General features: G+C 57.5%; 11 protein-coding genes and 2 tRNA genes. 2 read left to right on the forward strand and 11 right to left on the reverse strand.

Annotated elements, in window-relative coordinates; translation table 11 throughout:
- Window positions 1-11: 11 nt before the first annotated feature.
- Window positions 12-3,437 carry a helicase-related protein gene (locus EKD05_RS07145; protein ID WP_129671756.1) on the reverse strand — a complete coding sequence of 1,142 codons (3,426 nt, stop codon included), beginning with the start codon at window positions 3,435-3,437 and terminating at the stop codon, window positions 12-14.
- A gap of 698 nt (window positions 3,438-4,135) precedes the next feature.
- Between EKD05_RS07145 and yidD the strand changes: the two genes are divergently transcribed.
- Window positions 4,136-4,384 carry a membrane protein insertion efficiency factor YidD gene (gene yidD, locus EKD05_RS27130; RefSeq protein WP_129671803.1) on the forward strand — a complete coding sequence of 83 codons (249 nt, stop codon included), beginning with the start codon at window positions 4,136-4,138 and terminating at the stop codon, window positions 4,382-4,384.
- Window positions 4,385-4,714: 330 nt separating this feature from the next.
- Here yidD and EKD05_RS07160 read toward each other — a convergent pair whose 3' ends face one another.
- On the reverse strand, window positions 4,715-6,457 hold the full coding sequence (locus EKD05_RS07160; RefSeq protein WP_129671758.1) for a long-chain fatty acid--CoA ligase: 1,743 nt from the start codon (window positions 6,455-6,457) through the stop codon (window positions 4,715-4,717).
- Window positions 6,458-6,569: 112 nt separating this feature from the next.
- The gene (locus EKD05_RS07165; RefSeq protein WP_097651311.1) at window positions 6,570-6,740 is read right to left on the reverse strand and encodes a hypothetical protein; all 171 of its coding nucleotides are present in this window, start codon (window positions 6,738-6,740) and stop codon (window positions 6,570-6,572) included.
- A 179-nt stretch (window positions 6,741-6,919) separates the two neighbouring features.
- On the opposite strand from EKD05_RS07165, the gene EKD05_RS07170 reads away from it, so the two are divergent.
- Window positions 6,920-7,939, forward strand: a complete 1,020-nt coding sequence (locus EKD05_RS07170) for a tagatose 1,6-diphosphate aldolase (protein WP_129671759.1) — start codon at window positions 6,920-6,922, stop codon at window positions 7,937-7,939.
- A 78-nt stretch (window positions 7,940-8,017) separates the two neighbouring features.
- Here EKD05_RS07170 and EKD05_RS07175 read toward each other — a convergent pair whose 3' ends face one another.
- From EKD05_RS07175 to EKD05_RS07210, 8 genes are all read right to left on the reverse strand, one after another.
- Window positions 8,018-11,422 (reverse strand): Ig-like domain-containing protein, encoded by a 3,405-nt coding sequence (locus EKD05_RS07175; protein ID WP_129671760.1) that lies wholly within the window; start codon window positions 11,420-11,422, stop codon window positions 8,018-8,020.
- 324 nt (window positions 11,423-11,746) lie between these two features.
- Window positions 11,747-13,720 (reverse strand): beta-propeller fold lactonase family protein, encoded by a 1,974-nt coding sequence (locus EKD05_RS07180; protein WP_129671761.1) that lies wholly within the window; start codon window positions 13,718-13,720, stop codon window positions 11,747-11,749.
- A gap of 129 nt (window positions 13,721-13,849) precedes the next feature.
- The gene (gene cysS / locus EKD05_RS07185) at window positions 13,850-15,046 is read right to left on the reverse strand and encodes a cysteine--tRNA ligase (RefSeq protein ID WP_129671762.1); all 1,197 of its coding nucleotides are present in this window, start codon (window positions 15,044-15,046) and stop codon (window positions 13,850-13,852) included.
- Window positions 15,047-15,147: 101 nt separating this feature from the next.
- A complete protein-coding gene (locus EKD05_RS07190; RefSeq protein ID WP_129671763.1) occupies window positions 15,148-15,591 on the reverse strand; it encodes an SH3 domain-containing protein in 444 nt (147 codons plus the stop codon).
- A gap of 76 nt (window positions 15,592-15,667) precedes the next feature.
- Window positions 15,668-15,744: transfer RNA gene (locus EKD05_RS07195), tRNA-Pro, on the reverse strand.
- A 24-nt stretch (window positions 15,745-15,768) separates the two neighbouring features.
- Window positions 15,769-15,854, reverse strand: a tRNA-Leu gene (locus EKD05_RS07200).
- A gap of 64 nt (window positions 15,855-15,918) precedes the next feature.
- Window positions 15,919-16,950, reverse strand: coding sequence for a ketopantoate reductase family protein (locus EKD05_RS07205; protein ID WP_129671764.1), 1,032 nt, complete (start codon window positions 16,948-16,950; stop codon window positions 15,919-15,921).
- A 9-nt stretch (window positions 16,951-16,959) separates the two neighbouring features.
- Entirely contained in the window at window positions 16,960-17,880 is a 921-nt protein-coding gene (locus tag EKD05_RS07210) for an MBL fold metallo-hydrolase (RefSeq protein ID WP_129671765.1), read from the reverse strand.
- Between the last annotated feature and the right edge of the window lie 13 nt (window positions 17,881-17,893).

Below are 17,893 nucleotides of genomic sequence, written 5' to 3' on the forward strand. Positions count from 1 at the left end.
TCAGCTTGCCATTAGTCTACCATGATACCGTTTCGGCTAAGTTCACCGGCGTTGACACGGAAGCGTGAGGCTGATACCACATGTTCGCTCACGGTGAGGCATGCGGCCGGATCACGGATAAGCGTCAACTGAGGCTTGGGGCTACCGCAGCCATACACCACATAGAGCCAGTACTCACTACCGAAGCGCGCCGCTTTGATCCACTCGTTGGCAGTCAGGGTAACACCGCCACGACCACGACGGCCCTTGACTTCGATATAGCGAATCTCATTGGCACCACGTGAGCGCAGATCAAAGCCCAGCCCATCGGCTTCAACACTCTGCGCGTGGCGATTGTTGGCGTGTTCATACTGCCTAGCTACGGCCACCGCAAGCGCCTCGACATCAGGGTCATCGCCCTCGTCATCATCGGCCAGCACATCGGGGGCCGGAACAAACGCACAGACCCCGATGATCTGCGGTGCATCGGCCCCGACCGAGCGCATGCGGCCATTCTCTTCGAGGCGCCGCTTCAAGCGCACTTCATACTCTTCACGGTTTTGCTCAAGCGTGCGCAAGCCAATATCGTACTGACCGGCATCACGTTTGCGCGCTTTCTCGTCAGCAGCATAGGCAATAATTTTGGCCGTCTGCTCAGCGATCAACGTCTCGAGTGAACTCTGCAGATAGTGCTCACGCACATTAGCCTCGTGCTCGCGCTGCTGACGCAAGCGTTCCAGGTAGGGCGTCACAACATACTGCTCGGCCCACGCAAGTACCGTTGACTGATCCGCGCTCAAGGGACGCAGCGCATCGGGCAAGGGAGGCGCTTTATGTTCGTCGGTAGGGCCAGGGATCGGTTCATAGTCGAGCAACGTGAGGGGATCGCGTGATTCCAGCGTACCATCAGCCCGCTGGTGGACACCGACCAACTTCTGCCCAGCAACACTACCGGTGCCGTCACTAGCAGTCGCTTTCAGCAACCAGAACAACCCCTGATCATGTAATCCGGCGGCAAACTGTGCGCCTGCCGTGAGCAACGGGCTATACCTATCACGAACCAGACGGAGCAGCGCCTCGAACAAGGGATGGCCGGGAGCAACAAACTCCGCCTTTGTCTCTTGCTCGGCCAGCGGTCTGGTAAAGACAAGCTGCGGATAAGACGGCTTGATGGTATAGCCTGCCGGAGCGACCAGGCGCATAAAATGCGGCACCGCCTCGATCATCCAGACGCCCGGCTCATTCGCTCGCGGCCTGATCGTGGCCCGCTGGTTATGATCGGCGACGAGTGTCCGAAAAGCCGTCACGACAAAACGCTCGACATATTCCGGCACCAGGCGCTGCTCTTGCGAAATGCGAACCTGCTCACGGATCTCGTCGAGCGTATCCGGCATCATCATATCGGCAGCAAGCGCATCAACCAAGGCCACTTGCATCTTCCGGCGCTGCTCATTTGCATCGACCGTACTCGCCACAAGTGCCTGGATCTCCTCGAGCGACTGGCGCTCTTTCACCGCGCGCTGCATCAGATCGGCGAGTTCGGCTGCCGAGAAGAGATCCCCAATGATATCGTAGACATTTTCCTTGCCCAGATCCACACGCATCTGGTCAAGCTTATCGAGCACCGCCGCCAGCACATCACCTTCACGGGTATTCCTAGCGACCAGATTGAAAATCTGAACACTCTGCTCCTGACCATAACGATGGATCCGACCCATACGCTGCTCAAGGCGATTGGGATTCCAGGGAATATCATAGTTGACCATCAAACGACAGAATTGCAGGTTAATCCCCTCGCCCGCCGCCTCGGTCGCAACCAGGATCTGGGCACCATCTTCACGCTTAAAGTCCGCCTGAGCAGCGCGGCGCTCCTCCTGCTTCATCCCGCCATAGATCTGAGTCACCCTGAAGCCCCAGCGTCGAAACTTCTCGACAAGATAATCGAGCGTATCGCGATTCTCAGTAAAGATCAGCAACTTCTCGCCCGCATCCCAGATGGTCTGCCCATCAACTTTGCGCTCATCGAGCGCATGCCGCAACTCGGCGAGTTTCCGTTCGCAATCGGTACGCTCAGCCTCCTCTTCGGCCATCTGGGCGAGATCGTGGAGATAGCGTACCTCGGCGATCTCTTGCTCATACTCATAGGAAGTTTGAGCCAGCGAAACCCCGAGGGCAAGGTCTTCCTGCGCCCAACGCTCTTCATCATCACCAATGTCATCTTCAGCGAGCAATGGCGTCACCGGAGCAGCGGCAGCACCGCGCTGGATCGCGTGCAACCGGTCTTTCAGGCGCTCCTCGCGGCGAGCGAGGGATGTCCGAATGGCACGCAGGCTCGAAGCGAGGCGCCGTTGCAGCACCATCAGCGCCAGGCCCACATTGCGCCGCGCCCGATCATCGCCGAGTTGATCAGCCCGTTGAAACCGCTTCCGCACATAATCCGTCACCGCATCATAGAGGTCTTTTTCGATTCCACTCAACGCATAGGTCAGCGTATCAACACTGCGAGGCGGGAAGATCGGGGTCTGATCAAACCGAACCATGCGTTCTTTCAGGCGACGCAGAAAGATCGGCATCTGCGGCTGGCGGAGAATCGTGGCGAGATCAAGGTTATGCTGAAACAGATCCTTATCGAGCAAAGCCAGCAGCAAGCGAAAATTATCAGGATTGCCGCGGTGGGGGGTCGCGGTCATCAACAGCAGATGGTCGGTACGCTCACTGAGTTCCTCGCCAAGTTGATACGCCTGGGTCTTCTGCACCTTCTCGCCATACTGATAAGCGGCCATCTTATGGGCCTCATCCACAATGACGAGATCCCACTTGACCCCCTCAAAAGTCGCCCGCACCTCTTCGCGTCTGGCGAAATCGATCGACATAATTGCGCGCGGATGCTGCCGCCAGATCTCGGCACCGGGATGCGCCTGCAACTGCTCACGGCGCAGCACCGTAAAAGGAGAACGAAAGCGCTCACGCATCTCATCTTGCCACTGCATCGTCAAATTCGCTGGCGCAATCACCAGCACTCGCTCGACGGCACCGCGATGCTCAAGTTCTTTAAGCAACAGCCCGGCCATAATCGTCTTGCCGGCCCCAGGATCATCGGCGAGCAGAAACCGAATGCGAGGCGAACGGAGCAAATAGTTATAGACCGCATCGAGTTGATGAGGAAGCGGGTCGATCTGCGAGAGCCCAATCGCAAACTGCGGATCAAACTGGGCCGCCGCATGAATGCGTTCAGCCATTGCGGCCAGACGAAAGCGCTCGGCATCAGCGCCGAAACTCACCCGGCGCACCACAAGCTCATGGTGGGCAAACGTCCGATCATAGAACTGATTGCTCACCGTCCCGACGGCCTGCACACGCCACCGCTCACCCTGGGGCATCACATACAGCACGCGAGCGGGTTCAGGGAGTTGCGGACTGGTGAAAATATCATCAGGATTCAGAGGTGCATCGCTCATAGGTATACATTGACTTACAGATGGGTGCGTGACTAGATCCAAGTATACCACGCGAAGTTATGGGTGTGTCATTGCAGCAACCAATGCCATGAGGGTGATTGCATCTTGCATTATCAGCGAGCCATATCAATCGACGAACAGGCGTTTTACGCCAGGAAATCCTGGAGAGCCCAAAGTCCTGGATCAAGATCAGTACTAAAGTACCAGAAAAAGCTCGATTAGACACAAGTGGATAAAGCGAGATCTCGCTACTAATCAAGTATAGCAGCCCTATCTGGGTTGTACACAGGAGGGTCGGCTTTTAGTCGGCTAATGGTTTTTCAGGAAATGATCCGCTATGCACCCGATGCCGTGGGGCTAAAGCCCTCGGCTATGGGAAGCGAAGCCCGCGTGCGCGGGCTGTAGAGGAGGTGATACAAATTTCACGCGACAACGTGTAACGTGCCGTCCACTTATTGATCCAAGTAACTCGGACAAACGCGCAATCAACCAGAACGTTGGCATATAGATCAACAGCGATAGCGCATGATCAGCCAACTCCAGGCGTACACCAGAGCGAACGATGGGAGCTATATAGGTATATGGTTGCAAAAGAACAAGAGATACAGATCATCTGCACGGATCATGGCACATATGAATGCCTTGTTGATCCAATGTTAATGCCCAGTCTGACCCGTATGCTTACTGGGACAACGCCCATGGATAGAGAGGTCGACAGCCTCGCTATTCCCCGCTCACCGGGATGGTTGTATTTTGTTGTTTGGGGGTTGCGCTGGTATAGAAAGCGGATTTCGCGAAGGCTTGGACATCGTTGTGTGTATGAGCCAAGTTGCTCACGTTATGCAGAGCTCGCGGTTAGGAAATATGGGCTGTGGTACGGAGTTCGACTTACCCTTCAGCGTATCGTCCGTTGTCGACCGGGATATGGTGGTACCGATCTACCATAATCAAGCATCTATATCAGAGGAGGAACCGATGCAATACTTTGTCGAACCCATTGGCGCACTATTCGCAAATGCCGACTTGCCTACTCTCGCGAAGAAATTTGATCAGCGATCACACGAGGGATACCGGCTTCATTCTGTATTCCAAGTGTCTCAACCAGGTTGCCTAGGTATTGGGGCACCTTCTACAACCTATCTCGCAATATATGAAAAAATAGAAGAGAACCACGCAGCCAGTACGTAGCGTCTGCGCATTACCCTGCTTAACGTTACATCATATGAGACGTCAAAACGGCCAGCTTCGCTGGCCGTTTTGACGTCTCAACCTGATCCTTACGCGGGTGTCTGGGCTACCGTTTCGCCCTTCTGGCGGGCCTTCTCTTCTTCGATCAGGACGCGGCGGAGGATCTTGCCGACCATGGTCTTGGGCAATTCGGTGCGGAACTCAACCTCACGGGGGATCTTGTAGCTCGCAAGATGGATCTTGCAGAACTCCTTGATCTCATCGGGCGTTGGGTTTTCACCGGTCTTCGGCACAATGAAGGCCTTGACAGTATCATCGCCACGCTTGGGGTTCGGAATGCCAACCACCACCGCCTCCATGACCTTGGGATGCATATAGAGCACCTCTTCAACATCGCGGGGCAGCACCTTGAAGCCACTGGCGATAATCATGTCCTTCTTGCGGTCAACGATATAGAAGTACCCTTCGGGGTCAACCTTGCAGATATCGCCGGTGCGCAGCCAGCCATCGGCATCAATGGTCTGGGCCGTCTCTTCGGGGCGATTCCAATAGCCCTGCATAATCTGGGGGCCACGGACACAGAGTTCGCCCTGGGCCTCGTTATCAAACGGCAGCGTTTCACCGGTCTCCAGATCAACAATCTTGGCATCGGTATCAGGCACCGGAATGCCAACACTGCCGCCCTTGCGCGTGCCAAAGACCGGATTGCAGTGCGTCACCGGACTGCATTCGGTCATGCCAAAGCCCTCGACCAGGCGCCCGCCGGTAATCTGCCCGAACTTCTCTTGCACTTCGATAGGCAATGGAGCCGAACCAGAGATACAGGCCGTCACACTTTTCAGGTCATACTTGGCGACATCGGGATGATTAATAATGCCAATATACATCGCCGGCACACCCGGATAGAGCGTACAGCGCTCTTTCTGGATCACCTTCATCACATTATCAATCGGGCGAGGATTGGGCACAATGACAATTTCGGCCCCCATCGAGATCGAATAGATCATCGCCACGGTCATGCCATACACGTGGAAGAAAGGAATGGCGGCCATCATCTTCTCGGCGCCACGTTTGCCCTTGGGGAGCCAGGCCTGAATCATCAGGGCGTTGCCAATGAGGTTACGGTGCGACAGCATCGCCGCCTTGGGCAAGCCTGTGGTGCCACCGGTATACTGCAAGAGCGCCGTATCAAGCGCGGCGACTTCAGCGCGTGGGGGTGTGGGGGCATATTTCTCGAGCAAGCGCGCAAAGAAGAAGATATCAGATTCGGGTTGCACATCAACCCACTCGGGGGCTCGTTTTTGCTTGCTTTTCACCAGGAAGTTGGAAGGAAAAGAGAGCGTATCAAAGACATAGGCAATAATCGTACGTTTGACGGGTGTTTCAGAACGGATTTCACGCAAACGCGGCCAGAAGAGATTGAGCATAATGACCGTCTCGGCACCCGCGTCAACCAGTTGATGCTGCAACTCACGGCTTGTATAGGTTGGATTCACATTCACAACCATCGCCCCGAGGCGCATCGCCGCAAAGAAACTAATAATGTAATGGGGCGAGTTGGGCAGCATAATGGCGACCCGCTCACCTTTGCGGACGCCAAGTTGGTAGAGAGCCGTCGCCATCCGGTCAACCTGCTCGTTGAGTTGACGATAGGTCATGCGCCCACCAACGGTAAAACGCTCACCGAGCAGATAACTGAGCACAAAATTGGTCGCGATCTTATCAGGAAAGGCACGGGCAGTCTCATTGAGGAGATCGCTCAACGATTGATCGGGGTACGTGATGTTTCGGACTACATCCGGCTCATAGCTTGCAAACCAGGGTCGCTCCATGCAGGCACCTCCTTGTGCGGTAGATACAAAGACCGTAGCTGGTCATCAGCCTTTCACAACCTGTGCGAATGCATTGCCGACAACCAACTACGGACAAAAGGTTTGAAACTACTTATACGTCGTCACGCAACCAACCGCGCTCACGGGCAATGAATTTGATCGTCGCGTCATCAGGTGGATAAAGGCCAGCCGCCTGATAGGCATAGGCCAGAAGTGCAGCGCCACCAATGAGCCCGAGCACCAGCCCGAGCACAAAGGCAAACGCACTCATTACCTGTTTCATTCTTCCTCCAGGTATTTCGTGTGCTATCACAGGGTACAATGTGATGCTATTGTACCATGACTTCAATCCCTGGTTAACACAATGTGACCTTTGTTTTGCCCCTATCTTCGGGTATAATAGACGCGGTTTATGGTTCGAGCCAAGACGCAGGTAAAGTTCTCTGCAAAGGAGCGAGTACGATGGGGAAAGTACAGATCACAAAGGGCAAATACGCAGGCATTCAGGCGTGTGCTGACGACAAGGGGATCATTGCCGCTGCCGCAATGGATCAGCGCGGCTCCCTCAAGAAGGCGATCGCAAAAGCACGGGGTTCTGAGGCTTCCAACAGTGACCTCACGGCTTTCAAGACGTCGATTACACGGGTGTTGACCAAACATTCGACCGCGATCCTGATGGATCCCGAGTATGGTCTGCCGGCCCTCGAGCACAAAGCCCCCGGAACCGGGGTTCTGCTGGCCTACGAAAAGACCGGCTACGACGCAACCGTGCGCGGTCGTCTGCCTGACCTGCTTGGTGAGTGGAGTGTCCGGCGCATCAAGGCTGCTGGTGGCGATGCCGTCAAGATCCTGCTCTACTACAATCCCTTTGATGCCAAAGCGATCAACGAGATCAAGCATGCCTTCATTGAGCGCATCGGCGCGGAATGTGTCGCCAACGATATCCCGTTCTTCCTTGAGCCCATTGCCTACGATGATGCCATGGACGAGAAATCGCTGGAGTACGCCAAGGTCAAGCCGAAGTATGTCACCGCCTATATGGCCGAGTTCTCGAAGCCAGAATATGGCGTTGATGTGCTCAAGGTTGAGGTGCCAGTCAATGTGAAGTTCGTTGAGGGCATGCGCGTCTTTGCCGGCGAGAAGGCCTACACCCGCGCCGAGGCCGGCGAACTCTTCCGTGAGGCCGCCAGTGTTTCAACCAAGCCCTTTATCTACCTCAGCGCCGGTGTCACCGACGAGGTCTTCCGCGAGACGCTTGAACTCGCCGCCGAGGCCGGCACCCCCTTCTCGGGTGTGCTCTGTGGCCGGGCGACCTGGCAGGATGGCATTCCAGTCTATGGCGAAAAGGGCGTCGAGGCTCTCGAAGAGTGGCTCGAAGACCGTGGCGTCGCCAATATTGAGGCGCTCAACGCGATCCTCGCCCAGGGTGCCAAGCCCTGGTGGACCGTCTATGGCGGTAAGGATCAGATCGAGGTCATCTAGCACCTCCACGTTGCCGACAGAATCACGAGGGCCAGCATTGCTGGCCCTCGTGATTCTGTCGGCAACCTACGTTGCCTTTTATTCTGCCTGCAAGGTAAAGCTATACGTGCCGACCTCGTCTTCATTGGCTTCGCCACCAACCACCAGGCGATAGGTTCCTGTAGCCTCAAGGCTCAATGGTCCTTGGTCGCCGCTAGCGAGCGACACGTCAAAGAGGATCGCACCATTCGGATCTTCTAGCCTCCAGTTGAGTTGGGACAGTCCATTGCGCGAGAGCAGATCAAGCAAGATGCTTTGCCCGCTGGTACCAGTGAAGGTATAGATGTCTTGCGCCCCCGGGCTCTCGATGTTGCCCGCGCCAACCGCAGGATCGCCGTCGGCAATCGTGTCGCCGATCACGATGGCAAACTCTTGGGCCGGAGGAACCGCCCACAATTGGAACCCATAGGTGCCAACTTCGTCCTGGTTGGCTTCGCCGCCCACTTCAATCCGATAGATCCCCGTCTGCGGCAAAATCAACGGCCCACGATCTTCGCTAAAGAGCGGAGCGTCGAAAATGACCGTGCCATCCGGGGCCAGGAAGCGCCAGTTGAGTTGGGTCAAGCCGCTGCGCGCCTGCACATCAAGGAAGATCGCCTCCCCCGTCGTTGCCGTGAAGGTGTAGATGTCTTGCGCCCCCGGCGTCTCGATGTTGCCCGCGCCCGGCCCGGGTTGCCCATCGTCAACCGCATCACCGATAGCAATAGCGAACTCTTGCGGGTCAGGCACCTCCCACAATTTGAAGCGATAGGTGCCGACTTCCGTCGTATTTGGTTCGCCACCAACGGCAATGCGGTAGGTGCCAGTTTGCGTGATGGTCAACGGGCCACGATCTTCGGTAAAGAGCGGGGCGTCGAAGATGACCGTGCCATCCGGGGCCTCCATGACCCAGTTGAGCTGGGTCAGCCCATTACGCGCCTGCACATCGACGAACACAACTTGTGGACTCGTGACGGTGACGGTGTAAATGTCCTGAACATAGGGTTCTTCAATGTTGCCTGCCCCTGAACCAGGCACGCCATCATCAACCACATCGCCAATGTTCAGCGCAAACCGATCAGGCAGCGGCACCCCAACCAACTGGAAGGAATAGGTGCCACTCCCACCGCTTGTGTCATCGCCAACGATCAGTCGGTACGTTCCTGGCTTGCGCAGCATGATATTGTTGGTTGAGCCAAGCACACGATCAAAGATCGTTGCGCCTTGCGGGTCGGTCAGCTTCCAGCGCGTATTGCTCAACTCAGGCGCAGCACTGAGCAGGTTGAAGATGACCTGGCGATCAGCTTCCGCCTCAAAGGTGTAAATATCAAACGCCCCAGGGTTCTCCAGGTTGCCGGCACCTTCTGCAGGCACCCCATCGCTGACCGTATCACCAAGGCTGATGGGAAAACGATTATCCTCGGCCCCGGCAAAGTTGAAGAACATCAAGACCGATGCGCCCGTCGCCGGGCCAAGGCCATCAAACGAGGCGGTAGCCCCGGTCACGGTATCAACCGCAACGGCACGAAATGGCTCGCCTTCGGGGATGAAAGGCAGGAAGAAATAGCCAGCGGGATCAGTCGCCCCAGTAAACGGCGTGAGCGCCCGCCCACCGGCCTGGGGAAAGACTTTGATCAGATAACGCCCGGCGAGATCAGAGCCGCCTGCTTGGGCGAGCGAAACCGAGGGGCCATTTGTGCCGCCACCGGCATTGCCACAGCCGTTGCCCCCAGGAGGCGGCGCACCACCAATGCCCCGACTGCCACCACCACCAGATCCACCAGCAGCCGAGGCTGCAGTGCATCCCTGAGATGGAGGTGCAGGCGGATCGCCAAAACACGAACCACCGCGCGCGAGCTTACAGGCAAAATATGCCGTTGTGATAATGCCAAGGCCAATCGCTGCACCAGCAGCAAAGGCTGCAAGCGCCGTTGTTGCGGCAGCAAGACCCGCTGCCGCGCCCAGGGTACCCACAATGCCACCCATTAACCCGAGGAAATCGCTAAACTGGGCGTCGGCGTCGTATTGCGCGAGGGCAGCACTGACCGTAAAGATATTTGAATTCTGGATCAGCAAGGCAACATCATTCAGCGCCTGGAGTTCAACCGCATTCGGCCCGGCCGCAACCAGGGCCGCAAGATCATTGCGCGTCTGACCAAATTGCACGATCGCTTGATCAAGATTCGCACGCTCTTCGGCAGTGGCGGTCGGCACATTGCCCAGATAGGTGATGGTTGCCGCAAGCCACTGATCAATAATCTCGGCGGCAGGACGTACAAGTGGTGTCGCCGCTTCAATGACCACGTCAAGCGGGTCACTGCGCTGGCCGTTACTCACATTTGCAAGCACCAGCGTAGCAGGGCCAGCGGGCAAGGCAGGGATAACGACACGCAACGTCTGCTCACCCGTCGCACGCGCCTCGGACACGATGGCCGGAACCGCAGCGACGGCATCGCTACCTGTCGAACGGAAGGTCGCCACATTGCCATTGATCGAAACAGGATTGAAGCCGGCACCACGAATCGTAAGCAACGTGCCCGGGGCTCCACTGAGCGTTCCGCCTTGCGCAAGTGCGGCCGAGCCAGCATCTGGTGTCACCTGTTGTACCGTCACGGCACTGGAAGGCGTGCTGATGATCGCCCCATTTGGCGCAACTTCGGCGGTACTAGCGACAACAAGTTCACCAATCCCGTCACCATCCTGGTCGGGCAGCAGATTGTAGGTCACTACTGCCTGTCCAGGTTGAATGCGGTTGGCAAAGCCGACCGTGCTAATCTCCACGGGAAGCTCGAGCGGTTGATCTGACGTGACCACAATATCGCCTAGGAACGTGACACCGATATCGTCCCACGCAATGCCCGACTCGGCGGTCACTTCGGCTTGCGAGCGTTCACGAATCGCGATCGTGGCACTGCTGCTCACGGCACCCGGTGGAACCGTAATGGTTGCGCCCGAAGCGCCGCCAAAAACACCTCCCTGCGCATCAACCGTGCCCGTTGAAGGCGGATTCGGCTGGGCCGTCACTGCAACGCTCTGGCTTGCTGCGCCCTGCGGCCCTTGTGCTGTCGCCGTGATGGTGACCGGCCCGGCAGGTAACTGGCTGACATCAAGGAAAGCGGTAAAGCCATCCGCGGGGGTTATGTCAGTACCGAGATCAACGCCACCAGCCTGAAACGTGACCTGAGTGACCGAGCCAGGTGACAAGACCTGCACCGCAACCACCACATTGCCGCCAATCGTCGCACCAGCAACCGGGTTGCTCAGCAGAAAGCTCGGTGGCCCCGGCGAGCGCACCATGACCGGCAGATAGACCCGACTGGATCCACTTTGCGCTGGTTGCACTGCAACATCGCCTGAAGACGATGTCTGTGCATAGATGGGGATAGGTGCCGGTGGCAACGCACTCAAAAGCACCGCAAGAATGAGCACAAGCGTGGTCATGGTTGAACGGGCGATTTGATTCACAAGACTTGCCTTTCACTAGCATCAAAAAGACTCTAAAGATACTGGCAGGAATGGACGAAGAGGCTGTCTGAAAAGCCGCCGGTTTGCTTCGGAGTGCCGACTTTAGCCGGCTAAAGCCGACACTCCAAGGGTACATCACAATGCTGACGCCCTCTTCAGAAAGCCTCTAAGGGCAATACTTTTCAAAGAAGCTCACGTGAAGGCGCGAAGGGTGAGCGCACCTACGCAAAAAACTTTGCGCCTTTGCGCCTTTGCGGCAAAACAACCGTCGTATTTGAAAAGTATTGCCTCTAAGGGACAGCGCAGAGTGCTGGGCTTGCGCCTTCATTTTATAGGTGGAAGCCCAGCATCGATCGTGAGTAGAAACGCAACCAGGGCATCACGCTCGGCGAGAGAAAGCGGGCGCGAACGAGCAACCCCTGGAGTGGGATGCCCTGAGTCGAGCACTGCGGCCAGCGTTGGCAGCGAACCATCGTGCAGATAGGGAGCGGTAAGCCCCACGGCGATCAGGGAAGGAACATCAAACCCGGTTTGGCCACGGACATCAGCGGCCGTAGCCGTACCAACATCGCGCAAGACACCATCAACCATGCCATTGCCGTCAAGGTCAAGCGAGTCTGGCAAACCAGGAAGGGTACTGATCGTCCAGGTGGAGCCACCATGGCAACTGACACAACCAAGCTCATCAAAGAGCGCACGCCCCATTTCGCTTGCCGCAGACGGCGCAACTGTACGCGGCGTGCGTATGCCTCGTACCAGGAAAGCCGCGAGCGCATCAAGGTCAGCCGAGCGCCCAGCATTGGCACGCCCAAGCAGCGGTGGGTCAGCCCCAGGAGCCAGCCCCAGCCCAAACTGCAACGTATGAATCGAGTCTTCAACATCGTGTGGTTCATCAAGGGCCGCCGACCAATGCCAGGGCAGCGTCGCCCCGGCCTCCCAGATCCCCGGTGTCTGGCGCGGGCCGTCGGCCATCATCCAGGTCACATTATCAGTCCCACCATCAGCATGGCAGCTTGCACACGACACCCAAGACGATTTAGCCATCCGCGGATCAGTCACCGTATTGAACAGGATCTTGCCCCGCAAGAGCGTCGTATCAAGTGTTTCGGGGGCAACAGGGATGGTGGCAACGACACGCCGCAGCTGCAGATCGAGCACCGTGACGGCACGCGAGAGGTAGCTCATGACATAGCCATACCGACCATCAGGACTCAACACCATGCCGCGTGGATTGCGGCCAGCCGGCAAAAAGCCAAGCAAGCGCGGCTGGGTTGGCTCGGTCACATCGACCAGTTCAACCAGATCGCTACCGGCAAGCACAATATAGAGCATGCGCCCATCAGGCGAAGGCACCACTGCCACCGGATTATTGACTGGCGAACCAAACACCGCCTCGTCATTCAAATTGAGCTGTGCCGTCGGATCTTCTTGCTGCGTCGCAAGATCGAGTGTTGCAACCGCCGCAAAGACAGTTGTACTGAGCGTATTGGGCAACTCAGGGGCCGCCCGAATCACCGGCACCCAGGCCCGTGAGCCACCAATGGCAATGCTCGCAAGTTGGTTGGCAAAGCCGTGCTGGTCGGGCGGCAGATAGATAGTGCCAACATGAGCACCGTGTGCATCAAGCACACTGACCAGGCCTTGCGCGCCAGCATCACGTCCCATACCCGCAGGCATAACCGGCTGGGCATAGAAATGCGTCACATAGACACGGCTGCCATCCGCACTTACGGCAACTCCATAGGGATGCGCTAGCACGGGCACCTCGCGCAGCAAGGCAAAGTTGTGCAGATCGACAATGATCAGCATATGCCTAGCCCGAACGGTAACATATGCGTATTGCCCACCTGGGCTAACCACCACCTGTTCTGGCTCAGGTCCCAGGGCAAGTCGCGCACGTACCGTGGCCTTGCGAGGATCAAAGATAACCAACTCACCCCTGGCGCGATCAAGCACGAGGAGGCTCGTGCCATCAGGGGTAACAGCAAGCGACCATGGCTCCTCACCAACGGGAAGGGTCTGCACGAGTTGCAACTGATGTGGATCGACTGCCGAAACACTGCCCGCATCGGGATTGACCACCCAGATCAGGCCACTCTGCGGATCGCGGGCAATTGGTGCGCCCCAACGTGCAGCATTCGGCGACGGGGACGCACTATGCATCACCAGAGGGAGAAAAAGGTGGCGATCATCAATGCTGTGCTGGCTCGCTGCACTGGCAAGCACCACCAGGCCAAACACCCAGCAGACAAACCCCACGAGGGCAAGCGACATGCGGCCCTGATGCCAAATCTTCATGCACCATCGAACAGATGCACTACCTGCACGCAGGGAATATCGAAGCAAAGACGGGTGCCAGGAGCGCCCCCTGCCCCTAAAACAATGTCACAGTATGCTAGCGCGAAAGTGTGGATGCAGTATACCACATCAGGCAAGCAAAAAGCCCATCATGATCGCCCGATCCCGAACTTCCTCAACCGCCGCCTCAACCTTGCGCCCGTCGGCAGCAGCAACCCGAATCTCACCGGCCATCGCGTGCAACAGCGCAAGCGCCGCCGGGGTATTCAAATCGTCCGCCATCGCCGCATCGAATTCTTGGAGAACCGGGGTCAGATCAAGCTCGGGGCCACTTCCGCCATCTGACGTCGCAGCCTCGATAAAATCTGCGGCCACCTGCACATAGTGCGGCATCGCAGTGGGACTATAGTCAAAATCCTCACGGTAGTGCTGGGAGAGCAAATACCAGCGGAGCGCATTCGGGCCATGCGCACGCAGCGCATCACGCGCAAAAACAAGATTGCCCCGCGACTTGCTCATCTTTTCGCCATCGAGCCAGACCAGGCCGGCATGCATCCAGATATGGACAAAAGGCCGTTTCCCGGTGACGGGCTCGGTCTGGGCGATTTCGCAGGGATGGTGCGGGAAAAGCAGGTCGGCCCCGCCCCCGTGAATATCAATCTGGTCACCAAGGTAGCGCGTTGACATTGCGCTGCACTCGATATGCCACCCGGGGCGGCCCATCCCCCACGGGCTTGGCCAGGTGGGATCATCGGGCTGACCACGTTGCCAGAGCACAAAATCGAGCGGGTCGCGCTTCTTGGGATCGTGGGGCTTATTGCCCCGCTGATTCGCCAGGGCAAGCAACTCTTCGTAGCCCATACGGGCCATCTTGCCGAACTCAGGGTCAGTCTTGATACTAAAGTAGACTTCCCCCTCAACCTCATAGGCATGGCCAAGCTCGATCAAACGCTGGATCATCGGCAGCATTGCCTCGATTTCCTCACTGGCCCGTGGGAAATAGGTCGGCATCAGGATATTCATCCCGGTATAATCGGTGAGCAACTGATCAGTCTGTTGCTCGGACAATTGTTGCCAACTGACGCCATCACGACGCGCCCGTTCAAAGAGCGGGTCATCAATATCAGTGACATTCTGGCAATAGCGCACTTCGGCACCCTGCCAGCGCAGATAACGCACGAGCAGATCAAAGACGAGGAAAGTACGGGCATGGCCGATATGCGTTGTATCGTAGGGCGTCACCCCACACACATAAAGCGTGATCGGGCGATCGGGGGGCACATGAAAAGGTTCTTTGATCCGCGAAAGTGAATTAAAGAGGTACATACAGGCTCCTGGTTGCAATGCAAGGTATTGTCCCTAGATGAGAGCGTGGGGTGACACAACACCCCCAAACCGCGCCTCGCCACTTATGATACCACTGGATTCTAAGGATCGCTCTCGGGCACGGCGGCAGCCGTGGTTGGATCGATTTCAAGCACTTGCAAGAACATCCAGCCGCGCAGTTGACCAGGGCCAATCACCTCAAACCAATCACCGTTCCGGCTCACCAGGATCAGCGGAGCACCAGCATCGAAAACCCCAACGGGAGTAAAACCAGTTCCAGGGCCAGAGCGCACATTGGCGGTCACGGCAACGGTGCCTCTGAGCGGCACCGGTGTCGGCGTCAGTGTCGGCAACGGCGTCACTGACGGTGTGGGACTCGGGGTAACCGGGGTCACACTGGGCAACCGTGCAAGCGTGGGCACGGGCGTAGGGCGTTCAGGCAGAGCCGCAGCCAGATCGCCACACGAACTAGCGAAGAGCAGCAACCCTGTCAGCAAGAACGTCCCCAGAAGACGGCCAGGCCGTAAAGCAAAAAGAAGGCGCATACCAGCAGCCTCACCAGCCATTCAAAATGCTACAAACACCAAAAGTGCCTGTGTAGAACACAGGCACCTCTTGAATTGGTCGGGGCGAGTGGATTTGAACCACCGACCTCCGCGACCCGAACGCGGCGCTCTACCGGGCTGAGCCACGCCCCGCCATACCGATGGCCTGATGAGGAATGGTGCCGAAGGTGGGACTCGAACCCACACGAGGTTGCCCTCAGAAGTTTTTGAGACTTCCGCGTCTGCCATTCCGCCACTTCGGCTAACGGTGAGATTATACCAGGTAGCCGGGATGTCGTCAACCGCGCTGGCGGATGCTATCTTCGCTTACCGAAGCCCAAGCTCGGCGAGCAGGCGGTCGGGTTGGCGACGGAACTCTTGCCACGATCGTTCACCCCGAACAATGGCCCCGAGAATCCGCCAGAGACCCGCCGTCACAGGCACCGGCATCCCGATTGTCGTTGCCGCCGCCGCCACCGCACCATAAAGTTGTTCCCCTTCGGAACGGGTTCGCCCAGCCCGCAAATCGCGCAAGAGGGAAGGATCTTTGCCTCCGCGCCCACCGCCAACCATGCGGCGCATCAGGATGCGCAGGATCGGGCCAGGGGTAAACGGCGCAAACCGTGCAATGGTTGCAGCCGGATACCCTGGCAGGTTCACGGGATGGATGCCCAGTTTCCCCATCACAGCCAGCGTCTCATACGCAACGGTCAGATCAACATGAACCAGACGCGAATTCGCGTAGATCTCGGGCACCGGCATATCGAGAATGGCGGCCTGCGCATTGCCAAGCATGTTGAGCAGGGCTTTCGACCATTTCATCGAGCGGTAGTCAGTGTGCAATTCGACGGGAAAGTCGGCTTGAGTAAAGATCTCGGCCCACTGGTTGACGCGCATTGCCGGGGTCATCCCAGCCAGGCTAATCCCACCGGCTTTGGTCACAACCACCTCGGTTGGCCCGGGGAGTTCCACCGAGGTGGTAATGCTACCCGCAATAATCTGCTGCTGACCAAACGCCTCGGCCAGCAATTCTTCGTTGCCAATGCCATTCTGGAGGGTCAGAATACGACCGGGTTTGAGCGCACGCAGCATTGGAATCACCCCGGGCGTATCGTAGCCCTTGACACACACAATTGCCAACTCGGGCATATGATACGGACCCAGCAGATCTTCGGGTGACGTAGCCGCATCAAGGCTCACACGACGGGTTTCACCTTCGAGGGTAATATTCAACGGACGATCGAGCAAGGCGTCAACCGTCTGAGGGCGTGCCAGCACAGCACACTCGCTACCAGACAAAGCCAACCGGCCAGCCACCTGGAGGCCAATGGCCCCACCGCCAACAATCACGATTGCCACAGTTCCCCCTCAAGAAGCAGCCTGTTTCTGCCAATAGCGCACCAGACCAAGCCAGCTTAACTCGACTGCGCCCGACTGCTGCGTCAGAGCGGCGAGTTCGGTGTCATCCAGGCTCGCAGCTTCGGCAAGCGCCTGCGCTTCAAGGGCAGCAAGCTGCTCGGCCTCACTCTTGCCACTGGTCAAACCAGTGCGCACCAGTTCACCCCAGCGCAGCAACCGTTCGCGCACATCAGCCAGGTGGAACTCGACATCATAATAGGCCCCAAAATGGGTCAACATCAGCCACTGCGGGCGAAGGCCCTTGATCAGATCAAGCGTGCTCTGCCAGGCGACCAGATCAACATCGGGCGGCGGGGTTGCCGGGCGCGTAAAGGGCTGCAACTGGCGGCGGACACCAGTATTATCGCCGACAAACGCTGCCTCGCTCTGCTCGTCGTACCAGACGAGGTGATGCTTGGCATGCCCAGGAGCATCGTAGGCATGCAACACACGCTTGCCAAGCTGGAGACGTTCACCGCCGACCAGGGTCGTGATTGCCTTTGGCGGCACAGGGATCGTTTGCCCCCAGAGCATCTCGAGTTGATCGCCCCAGAGTTGACCAGCACTCTTGACCAGGCGCGACGGATCGATCAAGTGCGGTGCCCCACGCTCGTGAACATGCACCTGAACGTGAGGGTTCTGTGCCAGGATTGCGCCCGTAGCCCCGGCGTGGTCAAGATGAACGTGAGTCAGAATGACATGGCGCAGATCTTGCAAGCTCAGATCATGCTGCGCAAGGGCTGCCTCTACCGTTGGCAGCGTACCGGCAGGCCCGGGATCAACGAGGGCAAGCTCATCACCAAGCAACAGATACGTCGCAACAACGCCTGGCCGTCCAAGATGGAGCGTGTCGAGAGTAAGAATTCCGTGTGGATAAGTTTGTGTATTCATAGGTATGATGATA

Origin of the sequence: Candidatus Chloroploca sp. Khr17, assembly GCF_004138165.1 — a bacterium.
Classification (GTDB): domain Bacteria; phylum Chloroflexota; class Chloroflexia; order Chloroflexales; family Chloroflexaceae; genus Chloroploca.